The organism is Streptomyces sp. Z423-1 (assembly GCF_013009255.1).
In the GTDB taxonomy this organism is placed as follows: domain Bacteria; phylum Actinomycetota; class Actinomycetes; order Streptomycetales; family Streptomycetaceae; genus Streptomyces; species Streptomyces gossypiisoli.
In genome coordinates, this window is sequence record NZ_CP053109.1 from 5,122,381 (window position 1) to 5,139,902 (window position 17,522).

Annotated in this window: 16 protein-coding genes and 1 riboswitch; of the genes, 9 read left to right on the forward strand and 7 right to left on the reverse strand. The window is 71.6% G+C overall.

Annotated elements, in window-relative coordinates; all coding sequences use genetic code 11:
- Positions 1-13 precede the first annotated feature (13 nt).
- Positions 14-1,423, forward strand: coding sequence for a M1 family metallopeptidase (locus HJD23_RS22960; RefSeq protein WP_171107169.1), 1,410 nt, complete (start codon positions 14-16; stop codon positions 1,421-1,423).
- A gap of 97 nt (positions 1,424-1,520) precedes the next feature.
- Here HJD23_RS22960 and HJD23_RS22965 read toward each other — a convergent pair whose 3' ends face one another.
- Positions 1,521-2,096, reverse strand: coding sequence for a TerD family protein (locus HJD23_RS22965; protein WP_171107168.1), 576 nt, complete (start codon positions 2,094-2,096; stop codon positions 1,521-1,523).
- Positions 2,097-2,267: 171 nt separating this feature from the next.
- Here HJD23_RS22965 and arfB point away from each other — a divergent pair, with 171 nt between their 5' ends.
- Both arfB and HJD23_RS22975 read left to right on the forward strand, forming a co-directional pair.
- A complete protein-coding gene (gene arfB / locus HJD23_RS22970) occupies positions 2,268-2,708 on the forward strand; it encodes an alternative ribosome rescue aminoacyl-tRNA hydrolase ArfB (protein WP_171107166.1) in 441 nt (146 codons plus the stop codon).
- Positions 2,709-2,833: 125 nt separating this feature from the next.
- Positions 2,834-3,685, forward strand: coding sequence for a sigma-70 family RNA polymerase sigma factor (locus HJD23_RS22975; RefSeq protein WP_171107164.1), 852 nt, complete (start codon positions 2,834-2,836; stop codon positions 3,683-3,685).
- A 15-nt stretch (positions 3,686-3,700) separates the two neighbouring features.
- Here HJD23_RS22975 and HJD23_RS22980 read toward each other — a convergent pair whose 3' ends face one another.
- Positions 3,701-4,303 carry a flavin reductase family protein gene (locus tag HJD23_RS22980; protein ID WP_171134070.1) on the reverse strand — a complete coding sequence of 201 codons (603 nt, stop codon included), beginning with the start codon at positions 4,301-4,303 and terminating at the stop codon, positions 3,701-3,703.
- A 300-nt stretch (positions 4,304-4,603) separates the two neighbouring features.
- Here HJD23_RS22980 and cdgB point away from each other — a divergent pair, with 300 nt between their 5' ends.
- Together cdgB and HJD23_RS22990 are read left to right on the forward strand one after the other, a co-directional pair.
- Entirely contained in the window at positions 4,604-6,268 is a 1,665-nt protein-coding gene (cdgB, locus tag HJD23_RS22985) for a diguanylate cyclase CdgB (RefSeq protein ID WP_171107162.1), read from the forward strand.
- 121 nt (positions 6,269-6,389) lie between these two features.
- Positions 6,390-7,340 (forward strand): carbohydrate-binding protein, encoded by a 951-nt coding sequence (locus HJD23_RS22990; protein WP_171107160.1) that lies wholly within the window; start codon positions 6,390-6,392, stop codon positions 7,338-7,340.
- A gap of 3 nt (positions 7,341-7,343) precedes the next feature.
- Here HJD23_RS22990 and HJD23_RS22995 read toward each other — a convergent pair whose 3' ends face one another.
- The 3 genes from HJD23_RS22995 to HJD23_RS23005 form a co-directional block, all read right to left on the reverse strand.
- The gene (locus tag HJD23_RS22995; RefSeq protein WP_171107158.1) at positions 7,344-8,273 is read right to left on the reverse strand and encodes a 1-phosphofructokinase family hexose kinase; all 930 of its coding nucleotides are present in this window, start codon (positions 8,271-8,273) and stop codon (positions 7,344-7,346) included.
- A 127-nt stretch (positions 8,274-8,400) separates the two neighbouring features.
- On the reverse strand, positions 8,401-9,507 hold the full coding sequence (gene nagA / locus HJD23_RS23000) for an N-acetylglucosamine-6-phosphate deacetylase (protein WP_240980993.1): 1,107 nt from the start codon (positions 9,505-9,507) through the stop codon (positions 8,401-8,403).
- Between the two features lie 128 nt (positions 9,508-9,635).
- On the reverse strand, positions 9,636-10,580 hold the full coding sequence (locus tag HJD23_RS23005) for an ROK family protein (protein ID WP_240980791.1): 945 nt from the start codon (positions 10,578-10,580) through the stop codon (positions 9,636-9,638).
- A gap of 160 nt (positions 10,581-10,740) precedes the next feature.
- Here HJD23_RS23005 and HJD23_RS23010 point away from each other — a divergent pair, with 160 nt between their 5' ends.
- The 3 genes from HJD23_RS23010 to otsB all read left to right on the forward strand — a co-directional run bounded on the left by HJD23_RS23010 (position 10,741) and on the right by otsB (position 13,181).
- Positions 10,741-11,979 (forward strand): extracellular solute-binding protein, encoded by a 1,239-nt coding sequence (locus tag HJD23_RS23010; RefSeq protein ID WP_171107152.1) that lies wholly within the window; start codon positions 10,741-10,743, stop codon positions 11,977-11,979.
- Positions 11,980-12,015: 36 nt separating this feature from the next.
- A complete protein-coding gene (locus HJD23_RS23015; protein ID WP_171107149.1) occupies positions 12,016-12,243 on the forward strand; it encodes a DUF3263 domain-containing protein in 228 nt (75 codons plus the stop codon).
- A 77-nt stretch (positions 12,244-12,320) separates the two neighbouring features.
- On the forward strand, positions 12,321-13,181 hold the full coding sequence (gene otsB / locus HJD23_RS23020) for a trehalose-phosphatase (RefSeq protein ID WP_171107148.1): 861 nt from the start codon (positions 12,321-12,323) through the stop codon (positions 13,179-13,181).
- 235 nt (positions 13,182-13,416) lie between these two features.
- Here otsB and HJD23_RS23025 read toward each other — a convergent pair whose 3' ends face one another.
- Together HJD23_RS23025 and HJD23_RS23030 are read right to left on the reverse strand one after the other, a co-directional pair.
- Complete coding sequence (locus HJD23_RS23025) at positions 13,417-14,817, reverse strand: trehalose-6-phosphate synthase (protein ID WP_171107146.1); 1,401 nt, start codon at positions 14,815-14,817, stop codon at positions 13,417-13,419.
- A 94-nt stretch (positions 14,818-14,911) separates the two neighbouring features.
- Complete coding sequence (locus HJD23_RS23030; protein WP_171107144.1) at positions 14,912-15,856, reverse strand: glucosyl-3-phosphoglycerate synthase; 945 nt, start codon at positions 15,854-15,856, stop codon at positions 14,912-14,914.
- 171 nt (positions 15,857-16,027) lie between these two features.
- Positions 16,028-16,169: riboswitch (SAM riboswitch) on the forward strand.
- An 18-nt stretch (positions 16,170-16,187) separates the two neighbouring features.
- Here HJD23_RS23030 and thrC point away from each other — a divergent pair.
- On the forward strand, positions 16,188-17,477 hold the full coding sequence (gene thrC, locus HJD23_RS23035) for a threonine synthase (protein ID WP_171107142.1): 1,290 nt from the start codon (positions 16,188-16,190) through the stop codon (positions 17,475-17,477).
- Positions 17,478-17,522 lie beyond the last annotated feature (45 nt).

Here is a 17,522-nt window from a genome sequence, read left to right on the forward strand (position 1 = left end):
TAAGATCTTGGATGTGTCCCGTTTCACACCGGTTGTCCCCATCGCCGCCCTGCTCGCCCTCGCCCTCACCGCATGTTCGAGCACCGGCGTCGAGCGCGCCCCGGGCGGCTCCGGCCTTCGCGACCCGTACTTCCCGAAGGCGGGCAACGGCGGCTACGACGTCACCCACTACGACCTGAACCTGTCCTACACCCCCGACACCCGCCACGTCACCGCCCGCACGACGATCACCGCCCGCGCCACCCAGGACCTCTCCGCCTTCAACCTCGACCTCCAGGGACTGAACGTCGAGACGGTCACCGTCGACGGCACCACCGCCCGCTGGAACCGCGCCGGCCAGGAACTGACCGTCCGCCCCCGCGACGACCTCGCCGAGGACCGCACCTTCCGCGTGACGGTCCGCTACTCCGGCACCCCGGCCACCATCACCGACCCGGACGGCTCCGAGGAGGGCTGGCTGCCCACCGACGACGGCGCGCTCGCCCTGGGCCAGCCGGTCGGCTCCATGGCCTGGTACCCCGGCAACCACCACCCGTCCGACAAGGCGACGTACGCCCTCACGGTCACCGTGCCGGAGGGCCTGCGGGCCGTGTCGAACGGGGAGTTGAGGACCGAGAGAACCACCGGCGGCCGCACCACCACCACCTGGCACACCGCCCAACCCATGGCGAGCTATCTCACCACCCTCGCCGTCGGCCGCTACGAGATCAGCCGCACGGTGACCCCGGACCGCCTGCCCGTGTACACCGCCGTCGACCCGACCGAGGCCGCCGCCAGTCGCAAGGTGCTGGCCCGTATCCCCGAGGTCCTCGCCTGGGCGGAGGACCTCTTCGGCCCGTACCCCTTCACCTCCACCGGCGCGATCGTCGACCGCCCCGGTGACGCCTCCTACGCCCTGGAGACCCAGACCCGCCCCGTCTTCCCCGGCGCCCCGGACATCGAGCTCCTCGTCCACGAACTCGCCCACGAGTGGTACGGCAACTCGGTCACGCCCAAGTCCTGGCGGGACATGTGGCTCAACGAGGGCTTCGCGACGTACGCGGAGTGGCTCTGGCAGGAGGACCACGGCGGCGACACCGCCCAGCGCATCTTCGACGAGCTCTACGACGGCACCCACTACGCCGTCCCCGAGGACAACAAGGCCGTCTGGTCCTTCCCGCCCGCGCATCCCCCGGACGCCGCCCACCTCTCCGGCGACCCCGTCTACGACCGCGGCGCGATGGTCCTGCACAAGATCCGCCAGACCCTCGCCGACGACACCGCCTTCCGCGCCCTCCTGCGCGGCTGGTCCACCACATACCGCCACGCCAACGCGAGCACCGCGGACTTCACGACCTACGTCGAACAGCGAGCGCCGGACAAGGACTTCGACGGTGTCTGGGAGGAGTGGCTGTACGGGGAGGGCAGGCCCGAGCGGCGGTGACGACGGGGAGTGGGTGGGCCGGTGCAGCGCCGGGCCCCCAGCCGCGAGGGCTGGGGGCCCGGAGTCAGGCCGCTGGAGTGGCCGTCCGCGATGTCGCTCAGACGTTCACGCCGAAGTCCTGGGCGATGCCGACCAGGCCCGAGGCGTAGCCCTGGCCGACGGCTCGGAACTTCCACTCGGCGCCGTTGCGGTAGAGCTCGCCGAAGACCATCGCGGTCTCGGTGGCGGCGTCCTCCGACAGGTCGTAGCGGGCGATCTCGGTGCCGCCGGCCTGGTTGATGATGCGGATGTAGGCGTTGCGGACCTGGCCGAAGTTCTGCGAGCGGTTCTCCGCGTCGTAGATCGAGACCGGGAAGACGATCTTGTCGATGTCGGCGGGGAGCCCGGCCAGGTTGACGTTGATCTGCTCGTCGTCGCCCTCGCCCTCGCCCGTGCGGTTGTCACCGGTGTGGACGATCGTGTTGTCCGGCGTCTGCTTGTTGTTGAAGAAGACGAAGTGGCCGTCCGAGTAGACCTTGCCCTGCGTGTTGACCGCGATCGCCGACGCGTCGAGGTCGAAGTCGGTGCCGGTGGTGGTGCGGACGTCCCAGCCGAGGCCCACGGTGACGGCGGTCAGGCCCGGAGCCTCCTTGGTGAGCGAGACGTTGCCACCCTTGGACAGGCTTACAGCCATGGTCGGGAGTTCCTTCCCTCGATGCGTGCGCTATGCGTGTGCGGTACTGAAGCTACAGCTACCCCTATGAACGTCGAGGGCGGTGCCACGGGTTCCCCGCGCTTTACTTTCTTTACTCAGCGGCCCGGTCCGGCGATATTCGGGTGACTCCCACCCCGTCCAAGCGGGAACATGTCAGCCATGTCCGGTCACCCGCACGTCATCCGCGGCTCCGTCTCGCTCCCCGAGGCCGAGCTCCAGTGGCGTTTCTCCCGCTCCTCCGGGCCGGGCGGCCAGCACGTCAACACCAGCGACACCAGCGTGGAGCTGCGGTTCGACCTCGCCGCCACCGAGGCCCTGCCCGAGGTGTGGAAGCGGCGCGCCCTGGAGCGGCTGGCGGGCCGCCTCGTCGACGGCGTCGTCACCGTGCGTTCCTCCGAGCACCGTTCCCAGTGGCGCAACCGCGAGGCCGCCGCCGTACGCCTCGCCGCGCTCCTCGCCGAGGCCACCGCGCCGCCGCCCAAGCCCCGCAGGCCGACCCGCATCCCACGCGGCATCAACGAACGCCGGCTGCGGGAGAAGAAGCAGCGGTCGCAGACCAAGCGGGGGCGGTCCGGTCGCGACTGGGGGTAGCGGCGCGACCGGCGGTAGCGGCCCGCCCGAACGCGGCGGCTCCTGTCACATCGGCCGTCCCCCGTTCGTCACAGTCCTGACGGCATCGCGACGGGTACCCACGACGAGGGCTGGTGACGGGACACATGAGCGACCAGGACTTCCTTGCCGAGCGCTTCGAGGCGCAGCGCACGCACCTGCGTGCCGTCGCCTACCGCATGCTCGGCTCCCTCGCCGAGGCCGACGACGCCGTGCAGGAGGCCTGGTTCCGGCTGAGTCGCGGCGACACCCGCGAGGTCGACAACCTCGCCGGGTGGCTCACCACCGTCGTCGGGCGGGTCTGCCTCGACATGCTGCGCTCTCGCAAGTCCCGTGCCGAGGAGCCGCTGGACCAGTCCCTGGACGCCGCCACCACAGGCCCCGGCCCCGACCCCGAGCACGACGCCCTCCTCGCCGATTCCGTCGGCGTCGCCCTGCTCGTCGTACTCGACACGCTCACGCCCGCCGAACGGCTCGCCTTCGTGCTGCACGACATGTTCGCGGTGCCCTACGACGAGGTCGCCGGCATCGTCGGGCGGACGCCGACGGCGGCGCGGCAGCTGGCCAGCCGGGCGCGGCGGCGGGTGCGGGGCGCTCCGGCGCCGGACGCGGATCTCGCGCGGCAGCGGGCGGTGGTCGACGCCTTCCTGGCCGCCGCGCGGGCCGGTGACTTCGAGGGGCTGCTGAAGGTGCTCGACCCGGATGTCGTCGCCCGGTCGGAGGCCGGCGTGACCACCGGCGCGGCCGCGGTCGCCGCCAACGCGGCGCGCTTCGCGCATCTTGCCCGGGTCTCCCGGACTGCCCTGCTCGACGGGGTTCCGGGGGTGGTGACGTTCTCCGCCGACGGGCGGCGGCTGCTGCGGGCCATGCGGTTCACCGTCGTACGGGAGCGCATCGCCGTCATCGAGTTCGTCACCGACGCGGCACACCTGTCCCGGCTGGACGTCACGATGTCGTAGAAACAGCGCGGGGCCTCACGCCAGGTGCCGGTACCGCCCCTTGAAGTACAGCAACGGCCCCCCGTCCGCGCTCGGCACCCGAGCCGTCAGCACCCGCCCGATCACCAGCGTGTGGTCCCCGGCCGTCACCCGCTGCTCGGTCCGGCACTCCAGGGTCGCGAGCGCGCCGCCCACGAGCGGCGCGCCGCTCGCCTCGCCGCGGACGTAGGGAATGTCCTCGAAGAGCAGGCGGTCGCTGATGCGGCCCTTCATGGCGAACCGGCCGGCGATGTGCCGCTGGCTCTCGGAGAGCACCGAGACCGCCCACACGGGCTGTTCGGCGAGCAGGTCGTCCATGCGGGCGCCCTCGCGCAGGCTGACCAGGACCAGCGGCGGGTCGAGGGAGACGGACATGAACGCCGTCGCCGTCATGCCGACGTCCTCGCCGGCCGGCGCCTGCGGGTCGTCCGGGTCGAGTGCCGGCTCGCGCGCGGTCACCAGGACCACCCCCGCGGCCAGCCGGGACATCGCGGCACGGAACTCGTCGTTGGTCACCCCCACAGCATGCCCAAAGGGCGCTGCCGTGGACGGCTGGGCGGGCACGGTGACGGGCGGTGCGGATGCGTGTGTGTTCGGCACGTACGGAACGCTAATCTCCGTGCGTGCGCGCCCGCATCGGACCTCGGCCCGAAGACGGTCCTAGGTCCTGCGATGGACACGGATGGGCATCCGCACAAATCTTGCGTTCGGTAACCGCACGGGAAAACCGCAGAAACCCCACTCAATTGTTCACGTTTAGCTGTGACTTGAGTCACAAGGGGCACTAATTGTTGACCCTGTGTACCGAGTGGGCAGCGCGCTGTGATTCAGTGGCGGGGAGGTGTAAGGCAATACGTAAGGGCACTTGATTCGCTACGAAGTCTCGGGGGGAGGGCGAGCATGGAGACCGAGTCGGAGCCGTATGTCCGCCTTGCGTCCCTGCGACAGCTGCACCAGGTCATGGCCGACATGAACACGGCCCGCAGCCTGGCGGACACACTGCAGACGGTCGCGGACGGGGTCGTCACCGCCCTCAACTACGAGCTGGCGTGTGTCAACCTCGTACGCCCGGACGGCGACCTCGTCGTCGCCGCCTTCTCCGGCAACCCCGCCGCCGAGGCGCTGATCACCGGCCGGGTCGGCTCCCGCGAGTCCTGGGAGCGGCGCCTGAGCATGGGCGAGCAGTGGGGCGGTCTCGTCTTCATCCCGCACACCGAGGGCTGGGTCCTCGACGACGACGACGTCCCGCAGTGGTACACCGAGGGGCCCGCGCCGCGCTTCGAGGACGAGTGGCACCCCTCCGACCGCCTCTTCGCGCCGATGTACGCCCCCGGAGCGCAGGGCGGTGCCTCCTCCGGCGAGCTGATCGGCGTCCTGTCCGTGGACCGGCCGCGCAACGGGCGGCGGCCGGGCGCGTGGGGGCGCGAGGCGCTCCAGATGTACGCGTTCCAGGCGGCCATCGCCATCAGCAACGCACGTCTACGCGCGAATATGCAGCGGGCACTGGTCCGCCTGGAGCGCGAGCAGCAGGCCCTGCGCGCCAGCGAGGAAAGCTTCCGGCAGGCGTTCGAGTACGCCCCCTCCGGCATGGCCATCGCCGAGATGGGCGGCGACCAGCACGGCCGCATACTCCGCACCAACGACGCCCTGTGCCGCCTGCTCGGCCGCCCCGCCTCCGCGATGCGCCGCTACTCCTTCTCCGACCTCGTCCACCCCGAGGACATAGGCACGCTCCTGCGCACCTCCGCCGAGGGCGGCCGGGCCGAGCTGCGCCTCGGGCGCCGCGACGGCAGCTACGTCTGGGTCAGCCTGCGCAACTCCGTCGTCGCCGACGCCGCCGACGGCCCCCGCTTCCTGCTCACCCACGTCGAGGACATCGAGGAACGCAAGCGCCGCGAGCTCCAGCTCGCCCACCGCGCCTCCCACGACTCCCTCACCGGCCTGCCGAACTCCGCCGAGCTGCGCTCCCGCCTCTCGGCCCGGCTCTGCCAGCGCCCGCAGACCGGCCATCCCGGCGCCCACGACTCCCACGACGCGGCCTACGGCCACCCCGTGTACGACGCCGGCGGGCACGGCTTCGACTTCGTGCCGGGCGGCCAGGACAACTACGACGTCTACGACCACCATGTGCACACGGTCGCCCCCGAGGGCGATCGTGACGACGGCACCAAGGGGCTCGCGGTGCTCTTCTGCGACCTCGACGGCTTCAAGTCGATCAACGACCGGTTCGGGCACAACGCGGGCGACGCCGTGCTCATCGAGGTCGCCCGGCGGCTCGGCAACGGCGTCCGCGACGGCGACACGGTCGCCCGGCTCGGCGGCGACGAGTTCGTGATCCTCGCCGACGGGCTCGGCCGGGCCGACGCCCAGGACCTCGCCGTGCGGCTGCGCAACGAGATCATCCAGCCGATCCGGGCCGAGGGCCGGGCCGTCAGGGTCGGGGCCAGTTTCGGCATCGGCTGGGCGCACTGCGGCATGACGGCGGACGAGGTGCTGAAATCCGCTGACGAACGGATGTACGTCGAGAAACGGTCCCGTCCCAAACAGCACCGGCGGGCTGGATGATCCGCGGGTCGGCGGGATGATGCGACCGGGGTCACCCGTTTGGGCCATCGGAAGCGGGTAGGCTCGCCATTCTCATCACACGTACCGCATTCGTTCCGCACCTGTTGAGGAGTACCAAGGGATGACGCCCGGCAACAACGGCGCGAGCACGCCCGAGGACGACGACCCGTTCGGCTACCTGTACGCCGACGGTCAGGCCAACGGCGCCCAGCCGCCGTCCGGCGGCTACGGCTACCCGAACTCGGTCAGCAGGGTGCGCGCGGTCGGCGAGCGGCCGTACGGTCAGCAGGCGTACGGCCAGCCGGGCGTGCCGCAGCAGCAGGGCGCGTACGGCAGGCCGAACGCCTCCTACGCCGCCCCCGAGACGTTCCCGGGCAGCGCGCCGACCACCCAGCAGCCCATGCCCGGACACGCCTCCGGCGGGGGCGGTGGCCGGGGCCGCGGGCCCAACACCAAGGGCCTGCTGATCGGCGCGATCGCGGTGGTCGCCGCGGTCGTCATCGGCATCAGCGTGGCCATGCTGGGCGGCGACGACGACAAGAACGCGGGCGGCGACCAGGCCTCCCCCACCCCGTCCGTCTCGCAGAGCGCGGAGTCGACCCCGTCGGGGGAGAGCAGCGCGGAGAGCGAGGTGGAGCTGCCGAAGATCGACGCCAAGGCCCTCCAGCTCGGCGGCGGCGCCACCACCGCGTCCGACATCCAGGGCGCCCAGGCGGACGGCGGCGTCTACGTGACCGGCTTCAACGCCGTCGGCGCCTCGGTCACCTGGACCGTCAACGGCATCCCCGAGTCCGGCAAGTACACCCTGTACGTCGGCTACGGCGTGCCCGGCAAGGACGCCAACGCCACCCTCACGGTCAACGGCACGCCCTCCACCACGGGCGTTGACCTGAAGAACTGGGCCAACGCCCCAGAGGGCGACTACGCCAAGGGCTGGACGCGCACCTACAACTACATCCAGCTCAACAAGGGCACCAACACCATCAAGGTCTCCTGCGAGCAGGGCAACCAGTGTGACGCCAACCTCGACCAGATGTGGCTGGTCAAGGGCTGGGTCAAGTCCGGCGGCTGATGCTCAGGCCGCGCTGACCTCCCCGGTCACCGCGACCCGCCCCAGCAACTCCTCGTACGTCCGCCGGTCGAACTCGCCCGCGACCGGCGCGTGCACCGTCGCGGTCGCCAGTGCGACCGCGCGGGCCAGACGCTCCGGCCACGGCCGGTGCTCCACCAGCGCGGCCAGCAGGCCCGCCGTCGCGGAGTCGCCGGCGCCGGTGGGGTTGCCGTGCACACGGCCGGGCGGGGCGGCGCGCCAGGTGCCCTCCGGGGTGGCCGCCAGCAGACCCTCAGGGCCCAGCGAGGCGACGACCGCGTGGGCGCCCCGGCGGCGGGCGGCGTGGGTGGCGCGCAACGGCTCGTGGGAGCCGGTGAGTTCGGCCAGTTCGTCGCTGTTGGGCTTGACGATGTCGGGGCGCGCGGCGACCCCGCGGCGCAGCGGCTCGCCGCTGGTGTCCAGCAGCACCGGTACGCCGGCCGCGCGGGCGGTGCGTATCAGGCCCGCGTACGCGCCCACCGGCACCCCCGGCGGCAGGCTGCCGCACAGGGCGACCGCCGAGGCCGACGCGAGCAGATCCTCGTAGACCTCCTGGAAGGCGGACCACTCGGGCGGCGCGATCGCCGGGCCGGGTTCGTTGAGCTGGGTCGTGTCGCCGGTGCGCTCGTCGACCACGGCTATCGTGCGCCGGGTCGCGCCGCCGATCGGGACCAGCGCGTCGACCACGCCGGGCGTGGCCGTCAGCCGGTCCTGGACGATCCGTCCGGTGCCGCCGCCGGCGAACCCGGTGACCGCCACCTCGTGGCCGAGCGCGGCCAGCACCCGGGCCACGTTGATGCCCTTGCCGCCGGGGCGTTCGGTGACCTCGGAGATCCGATGGGTGGCGTGGGGCCGCAGGGACCGTACGCGGTACGTGATGTCGAGAGCGGTGTTCAGCGTGACCGTGAGGATCACCTGGGCCGACCTCCCCCGAGGGTGCGTTTCTCGAATTCCGGAGGGTCGATCATGCCAAAGAGACGGCGGACCGCCCAGTCCCCGGGTCGGCCACCGTCTCTCGACAGGGTCTCTACTGGCGGATATTTCAGTCCAGTTGGGGATCGACCACCCATTCGCCCCGGCGCATCACGCCCTTGAGGTCGAAGTCCGCGTCCAGGACCACCAGGTCGGCGTCCTTGCCGGGTTCCAGGGAGCCGATCCGGTCGTCCATCCCGAGCAGCCGCGCCGGGTTGGCGGACAGGGCCCTGACGACGTCCTCGACCGGGAGCCGGTCGATGGTCACCGCCCGCTTGAAGGCGCGGTCCAGGGTGAGCGTGGAGCCCGCGATCGACCCGCCCTCCACCAGCCGGGCCACACCCTCACTGACCTCGACCTCCAGCGGGCCCAGCATGTAGCGGCCGTCGCCGAAACCGGCCGCGTCCATCGCGTCCGTGATGAACGCGACCCGGTCCGCGCCCGCGTGACAGAACGCCAGCTCCAGCGCGGCCGGATGCAGATGCGTACCGTCGTTGATCAGCTCGACCGTGACGCGGTCGTCCTGAAGCAGGGCGGCGATCGGGCCGGGGGCGCGGTGGCCGAGCGCGGGCATCGCGTTGAAGAGGTGCGTGGCGACCGTCGCGCCCGCGTCGATCGCCTCGACCGTCTGCTCGTAGGTGGCGTCCGTGTGGCCCACCGCCGCGATCACGCCGTGCTCCACCAGCAGGCGTACGGAGTCGATGCCGCCCGGCAGTTCGGTGGCCAGCGTCAGCATCTTCGCCCGGCCGCGCGCCGCGTCGATCAGTTTGCGCACCTGGGCCGGTTCCGGGTCGCGCAGCAGGTCCTCCGCGTGGGCGCCCTTGCGGCACGGGGAGATGAACGGGCCCTCGAAGTGGATGCCGGCGATCTCGCCCTGCTCGGCCAGCTCGGAGAGCATGCCTGCGCGGTGGCTGAGGGAGTCCATGTCGCCGGTGACCGTGGAGGCGACCAGGGTGGTCGTGCCGTGCAGGCGGTGGGTGTGGATGCCCTTGAGGACGTCGTCGACGGTGCCTGAGGTGAAGGAGGCTCCGCCGCCGCCGTGGTTGTGGATGTCCACGAAGCCGGGGACCACGTAGTGGCCGGTGAGGTCGATGACCTGGGCGTTCTCCGGGGCGGTGGAGGCGATGCGGGTGCCGTCGACGGTCACTTGGCCGTCTTTGACTGTTCCTGTGGGCATGACGACGTTGGCGCCGGCGAGCACCGTGGGGGTTCCGGCCGTCGCGGGCTGCGGGTGGTGTGTGGCTGGTCGCGCCCCGCGGCGGAGCCGCATGTCGACGCTGTCCCGCGCCCCTGGGGGGGTTGCCATCAGGGCGTTTCCTCCTTGCGGTCGGTGTGGTCGAGGAGATCCCAGGCCAGCAGACCCGCACCGAGGCAGCCGGCCGTGTCGCCCAGGGCCGCCGGGACGATCGACGGCAGCTTTTGGAAGGTGACCCGCCGCTGGACGGCGTCCCGCAGTGGTGTGAACAAGGTTTCCCCCGCCTCGGCCAGCCCGCCACCGATGACGAGTGTGCGCGGGTCCAGCAGGGTGAGCGCGGTGACCAGGCCGTCGGCCAGGGCGTCGACGGCCTCCTGCCAGACCCGTACGGCCCGCGGGTCGCCGGACTCGACCGCCTTCGCGCAGTCCGCCGCGTCCGCCTGGGCGTCGCCGGTTGCCGTCGCCCATGCCTCGCTGATCGCCGACGCCGACGCGAACCGCTCCAGGCAGCCGTGCTGGCCGCAGGGACAGGGAGTCCCGCCGGGGCGTACGACGACATGGCCGATCTCGCCCGCGAAGCCGTGCGCGCCCGACTCCACCCTTCCGTCGATGCCGATCGCGCCCGCTATGCCGGTGCCCAGCGCCACGAACAGGAAGCGGTCCGCTCCCCGGCCCGCGCCGATCCGGCCCTCGGCCAGGCCGCCGGTGCGCACATCGTGGCCGAGGGCGACCGGGAGGCCGCCGAGCCGCTCGGTGAGCAGCGTGCGCAGCGGTACGTCCCGCCAGCCGAGGTTGGCCGCGTAGGCGGCGATGCCGTGCTGCTCGTCGACGATGCCGGGGACGGCGACTCCGGCGGCGCTCGCGGGGGTGCCGAGGTGCTGGTCGCCGTACGTGCGAAGCTCGGCGGCGAAGTCGAGGATGGCGTCGACCACCGCCTCCGGCCCGCGCTCGCGGCCGGTCGCGCGGCGGGCCTGGTGCAGCAGGGCGCCGTCCGCCCCGACCAGGGCGGCCTTCATCCCGGTGCCGCCCACATCGAGGGCGATGACGTGTCTCACGGGGGACAGTGTGGCCCGTGGACCCGGAAGAGGTCTAGTCCATTCGCGTGGTGTAGACCTTAATCCGGTATTCGGACTACATGAACGACCACGTGATCGACGTATGGACAGGGTGGGCAACAGCGTGCAGCGGCGGGGCAGGACAGGAATGATCGCGGTGATGTCCGCACTGGGCATGACAGCGGTCCTCGGTGGCTGCGGCCTCACCGGAGACTCCGACGACGTGACGCTCAGACTGGTCGCCGCGGACTACGGCGACAGCGCGGCGAACAGCTCCGAGAAGTACTGGGCGAAGCTCGTCGACGCGTACGAGGCCGACCACCCCGGCGTCCAGGTCGAGGTCACCGTGTACTCCTGGAACGACGTCGACCGCGAGGTCAAGGAGATGGTCGACGCCGGGAAGGCGCCCGACATGGCGCAGATCGGGGCGTACGCCGACTACGCGGCCGACGATCTGCTCTACACCGCCGACGACCTGCTCTCCATCCCCGTCCAGGCCGGCTTCTCCTCCGCGCTCGCGCAGGCGGGGCAGGTCAACGGGGCGCAGTACGGCATGCCGTTCGCCGCCTCCACCCGGCTGCTCTTCTACAACAAGAAGCTCTTCGAGGAGGCCGACCTCACCCCGCCGACCACCTGGAAGGAACTGGCCGACGCCGCCGAGGCGCTGAAGGCGGAGGGCGTGACGTACCCCTACGCGCTGCCGCTCGGCTCGGAGGAGGCGCAGGCCGAGACCATGCAGTGGCTGCTCAGCGGGGGCGGCGGCTACACCGACGGGGTCGGCACGTACACCATCGACTCGGCGGAGAACGTCGAGACCCTCACCTGGCTGCGCGACGAACTGGTCGGCAAGAAGCTCACCGGGCCGGTCGCCCCCGGCAAGCTCAACCGGGCCGACGCCTTCGCCGCGTTCGCCAAGGGCGAGGTCGGCATGCTGAACGGGCATCCGTCCCTGATGAAGACGGCCCAGAAGCAGGGCGTGAAGTTCGGCATGGTGCCGATGCCCGGCGTGGACGGCGAGTCCAAGGCCACCATGGGCGTCGCCGACTGGATGCTCGCCTTCAAGCAGAACGGCCACAAGGAGCAGGTCGGCGAGTTCCTCGACTTCGTCTACAGCGAGGAGAACGTCCTCGACTTCTCCCGCGAGTACGACCTGCTGCCGGTCACCAGCCCCGCCTCCGACGTGATGAGCGCGGCGGCGGACGACCGGGACCTGAAGCCCTTCCTGGACGAACTCGCGCTCTCCGAGCTGTACCCGGTCGGCAAGACGTCCTGGGCGGCGGTCAGCGCGGAGGTCAAGAAGCGGATCGGCTCCGCCGTGGCACCGGGCGGCAGCCCGGAGGCGATCCTGAGCCAGTTGCAGTCGACGGCCACGACGGCGGAGAGCTCGGCGGCCGGGTAGGGGCCGTTGTCGGTGGTGGCGGCTACCGTGCGGAGCATGGACCAGCTCGCCCGACGGGAACAGGACATTCTCGCTCTGGAGCGCCGCGGCTTCTCGGGCCCCGGCGCCAAGGAGCGTGCGATACGCGAGGAGCTGGGCTTGGCCCCCGTCCGCTACTACCAGCTGCTCAACGCCCTGCTCGACGACCCGCGCGCGCTGGCGCACGACCCGGTGACGGTGAATCGACTGCGGCGGATACGGGAGCGGCGGCGGGCGGAGCGGTAGGAACGGTGGAACGGCAGGAACGGTGGAACGGTAGGAAGGGTAGGAACGGTCAGGGCCTGGGTCGATAGGGTCGCCGTATGGGCAGCCACGAGACCGGAACCGGCAAGACCCTCCCGACGCCCGCCACCTCCGCCGGGCGGGCCGGGCTCGACGCGATCCTCGCGCGGCCCGGCAAGGCGGTGATCGCGCTCGACTTCGACGGGACCCTCGCGCCGATCGTGCCCGACCCCGAGCAGGCCCGCGCCCACCCGGACGCCGTACCCGCGCTCGCCGCCCTCGCCCCGAAGGTGGCCGCCGTCGCGGTGATCACCGGCCGACCGGCCGACGTCGCCGTACGCCACGGCGGCTTCGCGGGCGTCGACGGCCTGGAGCACCTCGTCGTCCTCGGCCACTACGGCGCCGAACGCTGGGACGCCGTCAGCGGCGAGGTCAGCGCCCCCGCCCCGCACCCCGGCGTCGCCGCCGTCCGGGAGGAACTGCCCGGACTGCTCGACCGGGTCGGCGCCGGGGCGGGCACGTGGATCGAGGACAAGAGCCGCGCGATCGCCGTCCACACCCGCCGCGCCACCGACCCGCAGGCCGCGTTCGAGGCCCTGCGCGAACCCCTCTCGGACCTCGCCACCCGCCACGGCCTGATCGTCGAGCCGGGCCGCATGGTCCTGGAGCTGCGCCCGCCCGGCATGGACAAGGGCGTCGCCCTCCTCGAATACGTCCGGGAACTCGGCGCCGAGTCCGTCCTCTACGCCGGCGACGACCTCGGCGACCTCCCCGCGTACGCGGCGGTCGACCAACTCCGCTCCGACGGCACGCCGGGCCTGCTGGTATGCAGCGGCAGCGACGAGGTGACCGAGCTACGGCAACGCGCGGACGTGGTGGTCGACGGCCCGAAGGGGGTCGTAGCACTGCTCGCGGGGCTCGCGGCCCGGCTGGAGAGCTGATCGCGCCAGGCGTTCAGCTGGTGGGCTGGTCGTGGGGCTCGCGGCTCGGCTGGTGGGCTGGTCGTGGGGTGCGGCCCCAGCTGGTGGGCTGGTCGCGGGGTGCGGTCGGCTGCTGGGGTGTCTGCGGGGCTCCGTGCAGCTGGTGGGCTGAGCGTGGGGCTCGGGGCTCATTCGGTTCGCTGGCCGTGGGGCTCGCGGCTCGGCCAGCGGCCAGTGGTCTGCTCGCGCGGTGCGGTCAGTCGGCGGGCTGATCGCGCAGCGCGTTCAGCTGGTCCAGGAACCACTGGGCCGGGGGCAGCGTCGTCGCGGACGCCGTCAGGCGCTTCGTCCGTTCGGCGCGTTCACCGGGCCGCATCGTCAGTGCCTCGTAGAGCGCGTCGGCGGTGCCGCCGATGTCGTACGGGTTCACCCCGATGGCGTCCTCGTGCAGCTCCTCGTACGCCCCCGCCTCCCGGGACAGCACCAGCGCGCACCCCTCGTCGGACACGACCGGCACCTCCTTGGCGACCAGGTTCATGCCGTCCCGGATCGGGTTCACCAGCGCCACGTCCGCGAGCCGGTAGGCGGCGAGGGAGCGGGCGAAGTCGTCCTTCACATGCAGCACGACCGGCACCCAGCCCAGCGTCCCGTACCGCTCGTTGATCTCCTGGGCCACCCGCCGCACCTCGGCCGTGTAGTCGCGGTACACGGCGAGGTCCTGCCGCGAGGGGTACGCGAAGGCGACGTGCACGACCCGCTCCCGCCAGTCGGGGTGGTCGTCCAGGAGCTGCCGGTACGCCAGCAGCCCGCGCACGATGTTCTTGGACAGCTCGGTCCGGTCGACGCGGACGATCGCCTTCCGCCCCTCGCCGATCTCCGCCCGCAGCGCGGCCATCCGCTCCTCGACGTCGGCCTCGCGCGACCGCTTCCGCAGGAAGTCGGCGTCGGCACCGAGCCCGTGCACGCCGACCCGCGTGTCCCCGAGGCCGTCGGCGAACGCCTCGCAGCACGCGGTGAAGGCATCCGCCCACCGATGCGTGAGGAACCCCAGCCGGTCCGCGCCCAGCATCCCCCGCAGCACCTGCCCGGCGACATCGTCGGGCAGCATCCGGAAGTACTCCGGCGGCGCCCACGGCGTGTGCGAGAAGTGACTGATCCGCACGTCCGGCCGCAGCTCGCGCAGCATCCCCGGCACCAGCGTCAGGTGGTAGTCCTGCACCAGCACCGCCGCCCCCTCGGCCGCCTCCTGGGCCAGCGCCTCGGCGAACGCCCGGTTGTACGCCTCGTACGACGCCCACTGCCGCCGGAACTCCGCGTCGAAGACCGGCTCCACCGGCGTCTGGTACAGCATGTGGTGCACAAACCACAGCACCGAGTTGGCGATCCCGTTGTACGCGTCCGCGTGCACGTCGGCCGGAATGTCCAGCATCCGCACCCCGGCCTCGCCGGCCCCGCGCCGCACCGCCTCGCGGTCGCCGTCACCGAGCGCCGAGCACACCCACAGCGCACCGGCGTCCGGACCGATCGCGGACAGGCCCGAGACGAGCCCGCCACCACCGCGTTTGGCGTGCAGCGAGCCGTCGTCGCGCACCTCGTACGACACCGGGCCACGGTTGGAGGCCACCAGTACCTGCGCAGGACCGTACGTCGAAGCCATACGCCTCAACCTAGCCCTCTCCCGAACCGCTCAAACGTACGGTTCGAGCCCTGAAGGGACCGGAAAGGACCGAGAAGGGGACCGTATACAACGGTCAGGCCACCTTCCGGGCCGCGTACTCCGCGATCTCCACCATCGGCGGTCGCTCCTCCGTGTCCACGGAGAACGTCCGTGCCTCGAACCCGTCCTCCACCCGCTCGAACTGGGTGAGGCAGGGGCGGATGAGGTGGCCCCGGGCCAGCCGCAGCTGGGCCGTGCGGTAGATCGCCGCCGCCATCCGGCCCAGCGCCTGCCCGTCCTGGTGCCGGTGCTTGCGCACCCCGATGTCCACCTGCGCGAGCGCGTCGAGCCCGACCAGATGCAGGGAATCCACCAGCATGCCCAGCTCCACGCCGTACCCGACCGGGAACGGCAGCTGCTCCAGCAGCGAGCGCCGGGCCGCGTACTCCCCGCCGAGCGGCTGGACGAAACCGGCCAGCTGCGGCCAGTGCATGTTCAGCAGCGGGCGGGCCATCAGCTCGGTCACCCGGCCGCCCTGCCCGGCCGCGCCGCCCAGGGGACGGTCGTACATGCCCTTGACGAGGTCGACCCCCGGGTCGGTCAGCAGCGGGCCGACGATGCCCGTGACGAAGTCCGAGGAGAACTCCTTCAGATCCGCGTCGATGAAGCAGACGATGTCGCCGCGCGTGACGAGCAGCGAGCGCCACAGCACCTCGCCCTTGCCGGGGACGGCCGGGATGCGCGGGAGTATCTCGTCGCGGTGCACCACCCGGGCGCCCGCCGCGGCGGCCACCTCGGAGGTGCGGTCGGTGGACCCGGAGTCGACCACGACGATCTCGTCGACCAGCGGGACCTGCTCGACGAGGTCCTGCCGGATCACGGCGACGATGTCGCCGACGGTCTCCTCCTCGTTGAGCGCGGGCAGCACGACACTGACCGACTGGCCCGTGTGGCGCTTCGCGGCCAGGATCTTGTGCAGCGGGCGATCGGTCAGCGACCAGGAGCGGGTGCTGAGCCAGCGCTCGACTTCTTCCAGCACAGTCTGCTGCTCCTTCGCGTTCTCTCGGCGAGCGGACGAGGTCTGTGATCCATCTCGCGGTTCGGACGACTATCTCAACTGTCCTGGCCTTCGGTTACAGTCTTGAACAACGCTGATGACCATCGCATGTCGGGGGCCGTCCGCGTTCACCACCGCACAACAACCGCATACAGCTCATCCAGAGGGGCAGAGGGACACGGCCCGATGAAGCCCCGGCAACCCCCCTGATTCCGGACTCGTTCACGCGAGGCTCCCGGCCAGGGAAGGTGCCAATTCCGTCTCACGGCGAGATGCGTCGTGAGGAAGATGAGGAGAAAGGGCCTCGCCTCACATGGCTGTGCAGACTGTCGAAAGCAGCACCAGCAATCCCACCGTCGACCTCGGTCCCGCCGCGGCGCTGTCCTGTCGCGAGTGCGGCCACCGCGTCCCGCTCGGCCCGGTCTTCGCGTGCGAGGAGTGTTTCGGCCCGCTGGAGATCGCGTACGACTTCTCCGCGTACGACGCCGAGGAGCTCCGTCAGCGCATCGAGGCGGGCCCGTCGAACATCTGGCGTTACGCGCCCCTGCTGCCCGTCCCCGCCGACGTGGCCGACAAGCCGAACCTGAACCCCGGCTGGACCAAGCTGGTCAAGGCCGACCACCTCGCCCGTGAACTCGGCGTCGAGCCCGGCAAGCTGTTCGTGAAGGACGACTCCGGCAACCCGACCCACTCCTTCAAGGACCGTGTGGTCGCCCAGGCCCTGGAGGCCGCGCGGGCCTTCGGCTTCACCACGCTCTCCTGCTCCTCCACCGGCAACCTCGCCGGCGCCGTCGGCGCCGCCGCCGCCCGGGCCGGCTTCCGCTCCTGCGTGTTCATCCCGCACGACCTGGAGCAGGGCAAGGTCGTCATGGCCGCGGTCTACGGCGGTGAACTCGTCGGCATCGAGGGCAACTACGACGACGTGAACCGCTTCTGCTCCGAGCTGATCGGCGACCCGGCGGGTGAGGGCTGGGGCTTCGTCAACGTCAACCTGCGGCCGTACTACGCGGAGGGGTCCAAGACCCTGGCGTACGAGATCTGCGAGCAGCTCGGCTGGCGGCTGCCCGACCAGATCGTGGTGCCGATCGCGTCCGGCTCCCAGCTGACGAAGATCGACAAGGGGCTGCAGGAGCTGATCAGGCTCGGGCTCGTCGAGGACAGGCCGTACAAGATCTTCGGGGCGCAGGCCGAGGGGTGCTCGCCGGTGTCGACCGCGTTCAAGGCGGGGCACGACGTGGTGCGGCCGCAGAAGCCGAACACGATCGCCAAGTCGCTGGCCATCGGCAACCCGGCGGACGGGCCGTACGTGCTCGACATCGCGCGCCGCACGGGCGGCTTCGTGGAGGACGTGACGGACGAGCAGGTCGTCGACGCGATCAAGGTTCTCGCCCGGACCGAGGGCATCTTCGCGGAGACCGCGGGCGGGGTGACCGTGGGGGTCGCGCGCAAGCTGATCGAGAACGGTGTGCTGGATCCGTCGCTGACGACCGTGGTGCTGAACACCGGGGATGGTCTCAAGACGCTGGATGCGGTGGCGGGTACGGGGCTCACTGCGACCATTCGTCCCAGCCTGGATTCGTTCCGGGAAGCCGGCCTCGCCTAGTCGTCACCGCCCCGCGCCCCTGGCGGCGCTGCCCCACCGCAAGCT

What these genes read in the sequence shown, in the direction of transcription:
- HJD23_RS22965 (WP_171107168.1), bottom strand. Translation starts at nt 2,096, where the DNA reads ATGGCTGTAAGCCTGTCCAAGGGTGGCAACGTCTCGCTCACCAAGGAG.
- arfB (WP_171107166.1), top strand. Translation starts at nt 2,268, where the DNA reads ATGTCAGCCATGTCCGGTCACCCGCACGTCATCCGCGGCTCCGTCTCG.
- HJD23_RS22975 (WP_171107164.1), top strand. Translation starts at nt 2,834, where the DNA reads ATGAGCGACCAGGACTTCCTTGCCGAGCGCTTCGAGGCGCAGCGCACG.
- cdgB (WP_171107162.1), top strand. Translation starts at nt 4,604, where the DNA reads ATGGAGACCGAGTCGGAGCCGTATGTCCGCCTTGCGTCCCTGCGACAG.
- HJD23_RS22990 (WP_171107160.1), top strand. Translation starts at nt 6,390, where the DNA reads ATGACGCCCGGCAACAACGGCGCGAGCACGCCCGAGGACGACGACCCG.
- nagA (WP_240980993.1), bottom strand. Translation starts at nt 9,507, where the DNA reads ATGCCCACAGGAACAGTCAAAGACGGCCAAGTGACCGTCGACGGCACC.
- HJD23_RS23010 (WP_171107152.1), top strand. Translation starts at nt 10,741, where the DNA reads ATGTCCGCACTGGGCATGACAGCGGTCCTCGGTGGCTGCGGCCTCACC.
- HJD23_RS23015 (WP_171107149.1), top strand. Translation starts at nt 12,016, where the DNA reads ATGGACCAGCTCGCCCGACGGGAACAGGACATTCTCGCTCTGGAGCGC.
- otsB (WP_171107148.1), top strand. Translation starts at nt 12,321, where the DNA reads ATGGGCAGCCACGAGACCGGAACCGGCAAGACCCTCCCGACGCCCGCC.
- HJD23_RS23025 (WP_171107146.1), bottom strand. Translation starts at nt 14,817, where the DNA reads ATGGCTTCGACGTACGGTCCTGCGCAGGTACTGGTGGCCTCCAACCGT.
- thrC (WP_171107142.1), top strand. Translation starts at nt 16,188, where the DNA reads ATGGCTGTGCAGACTGTCGAAAGCAGCACCAGCAATCCCACCGTCGAC.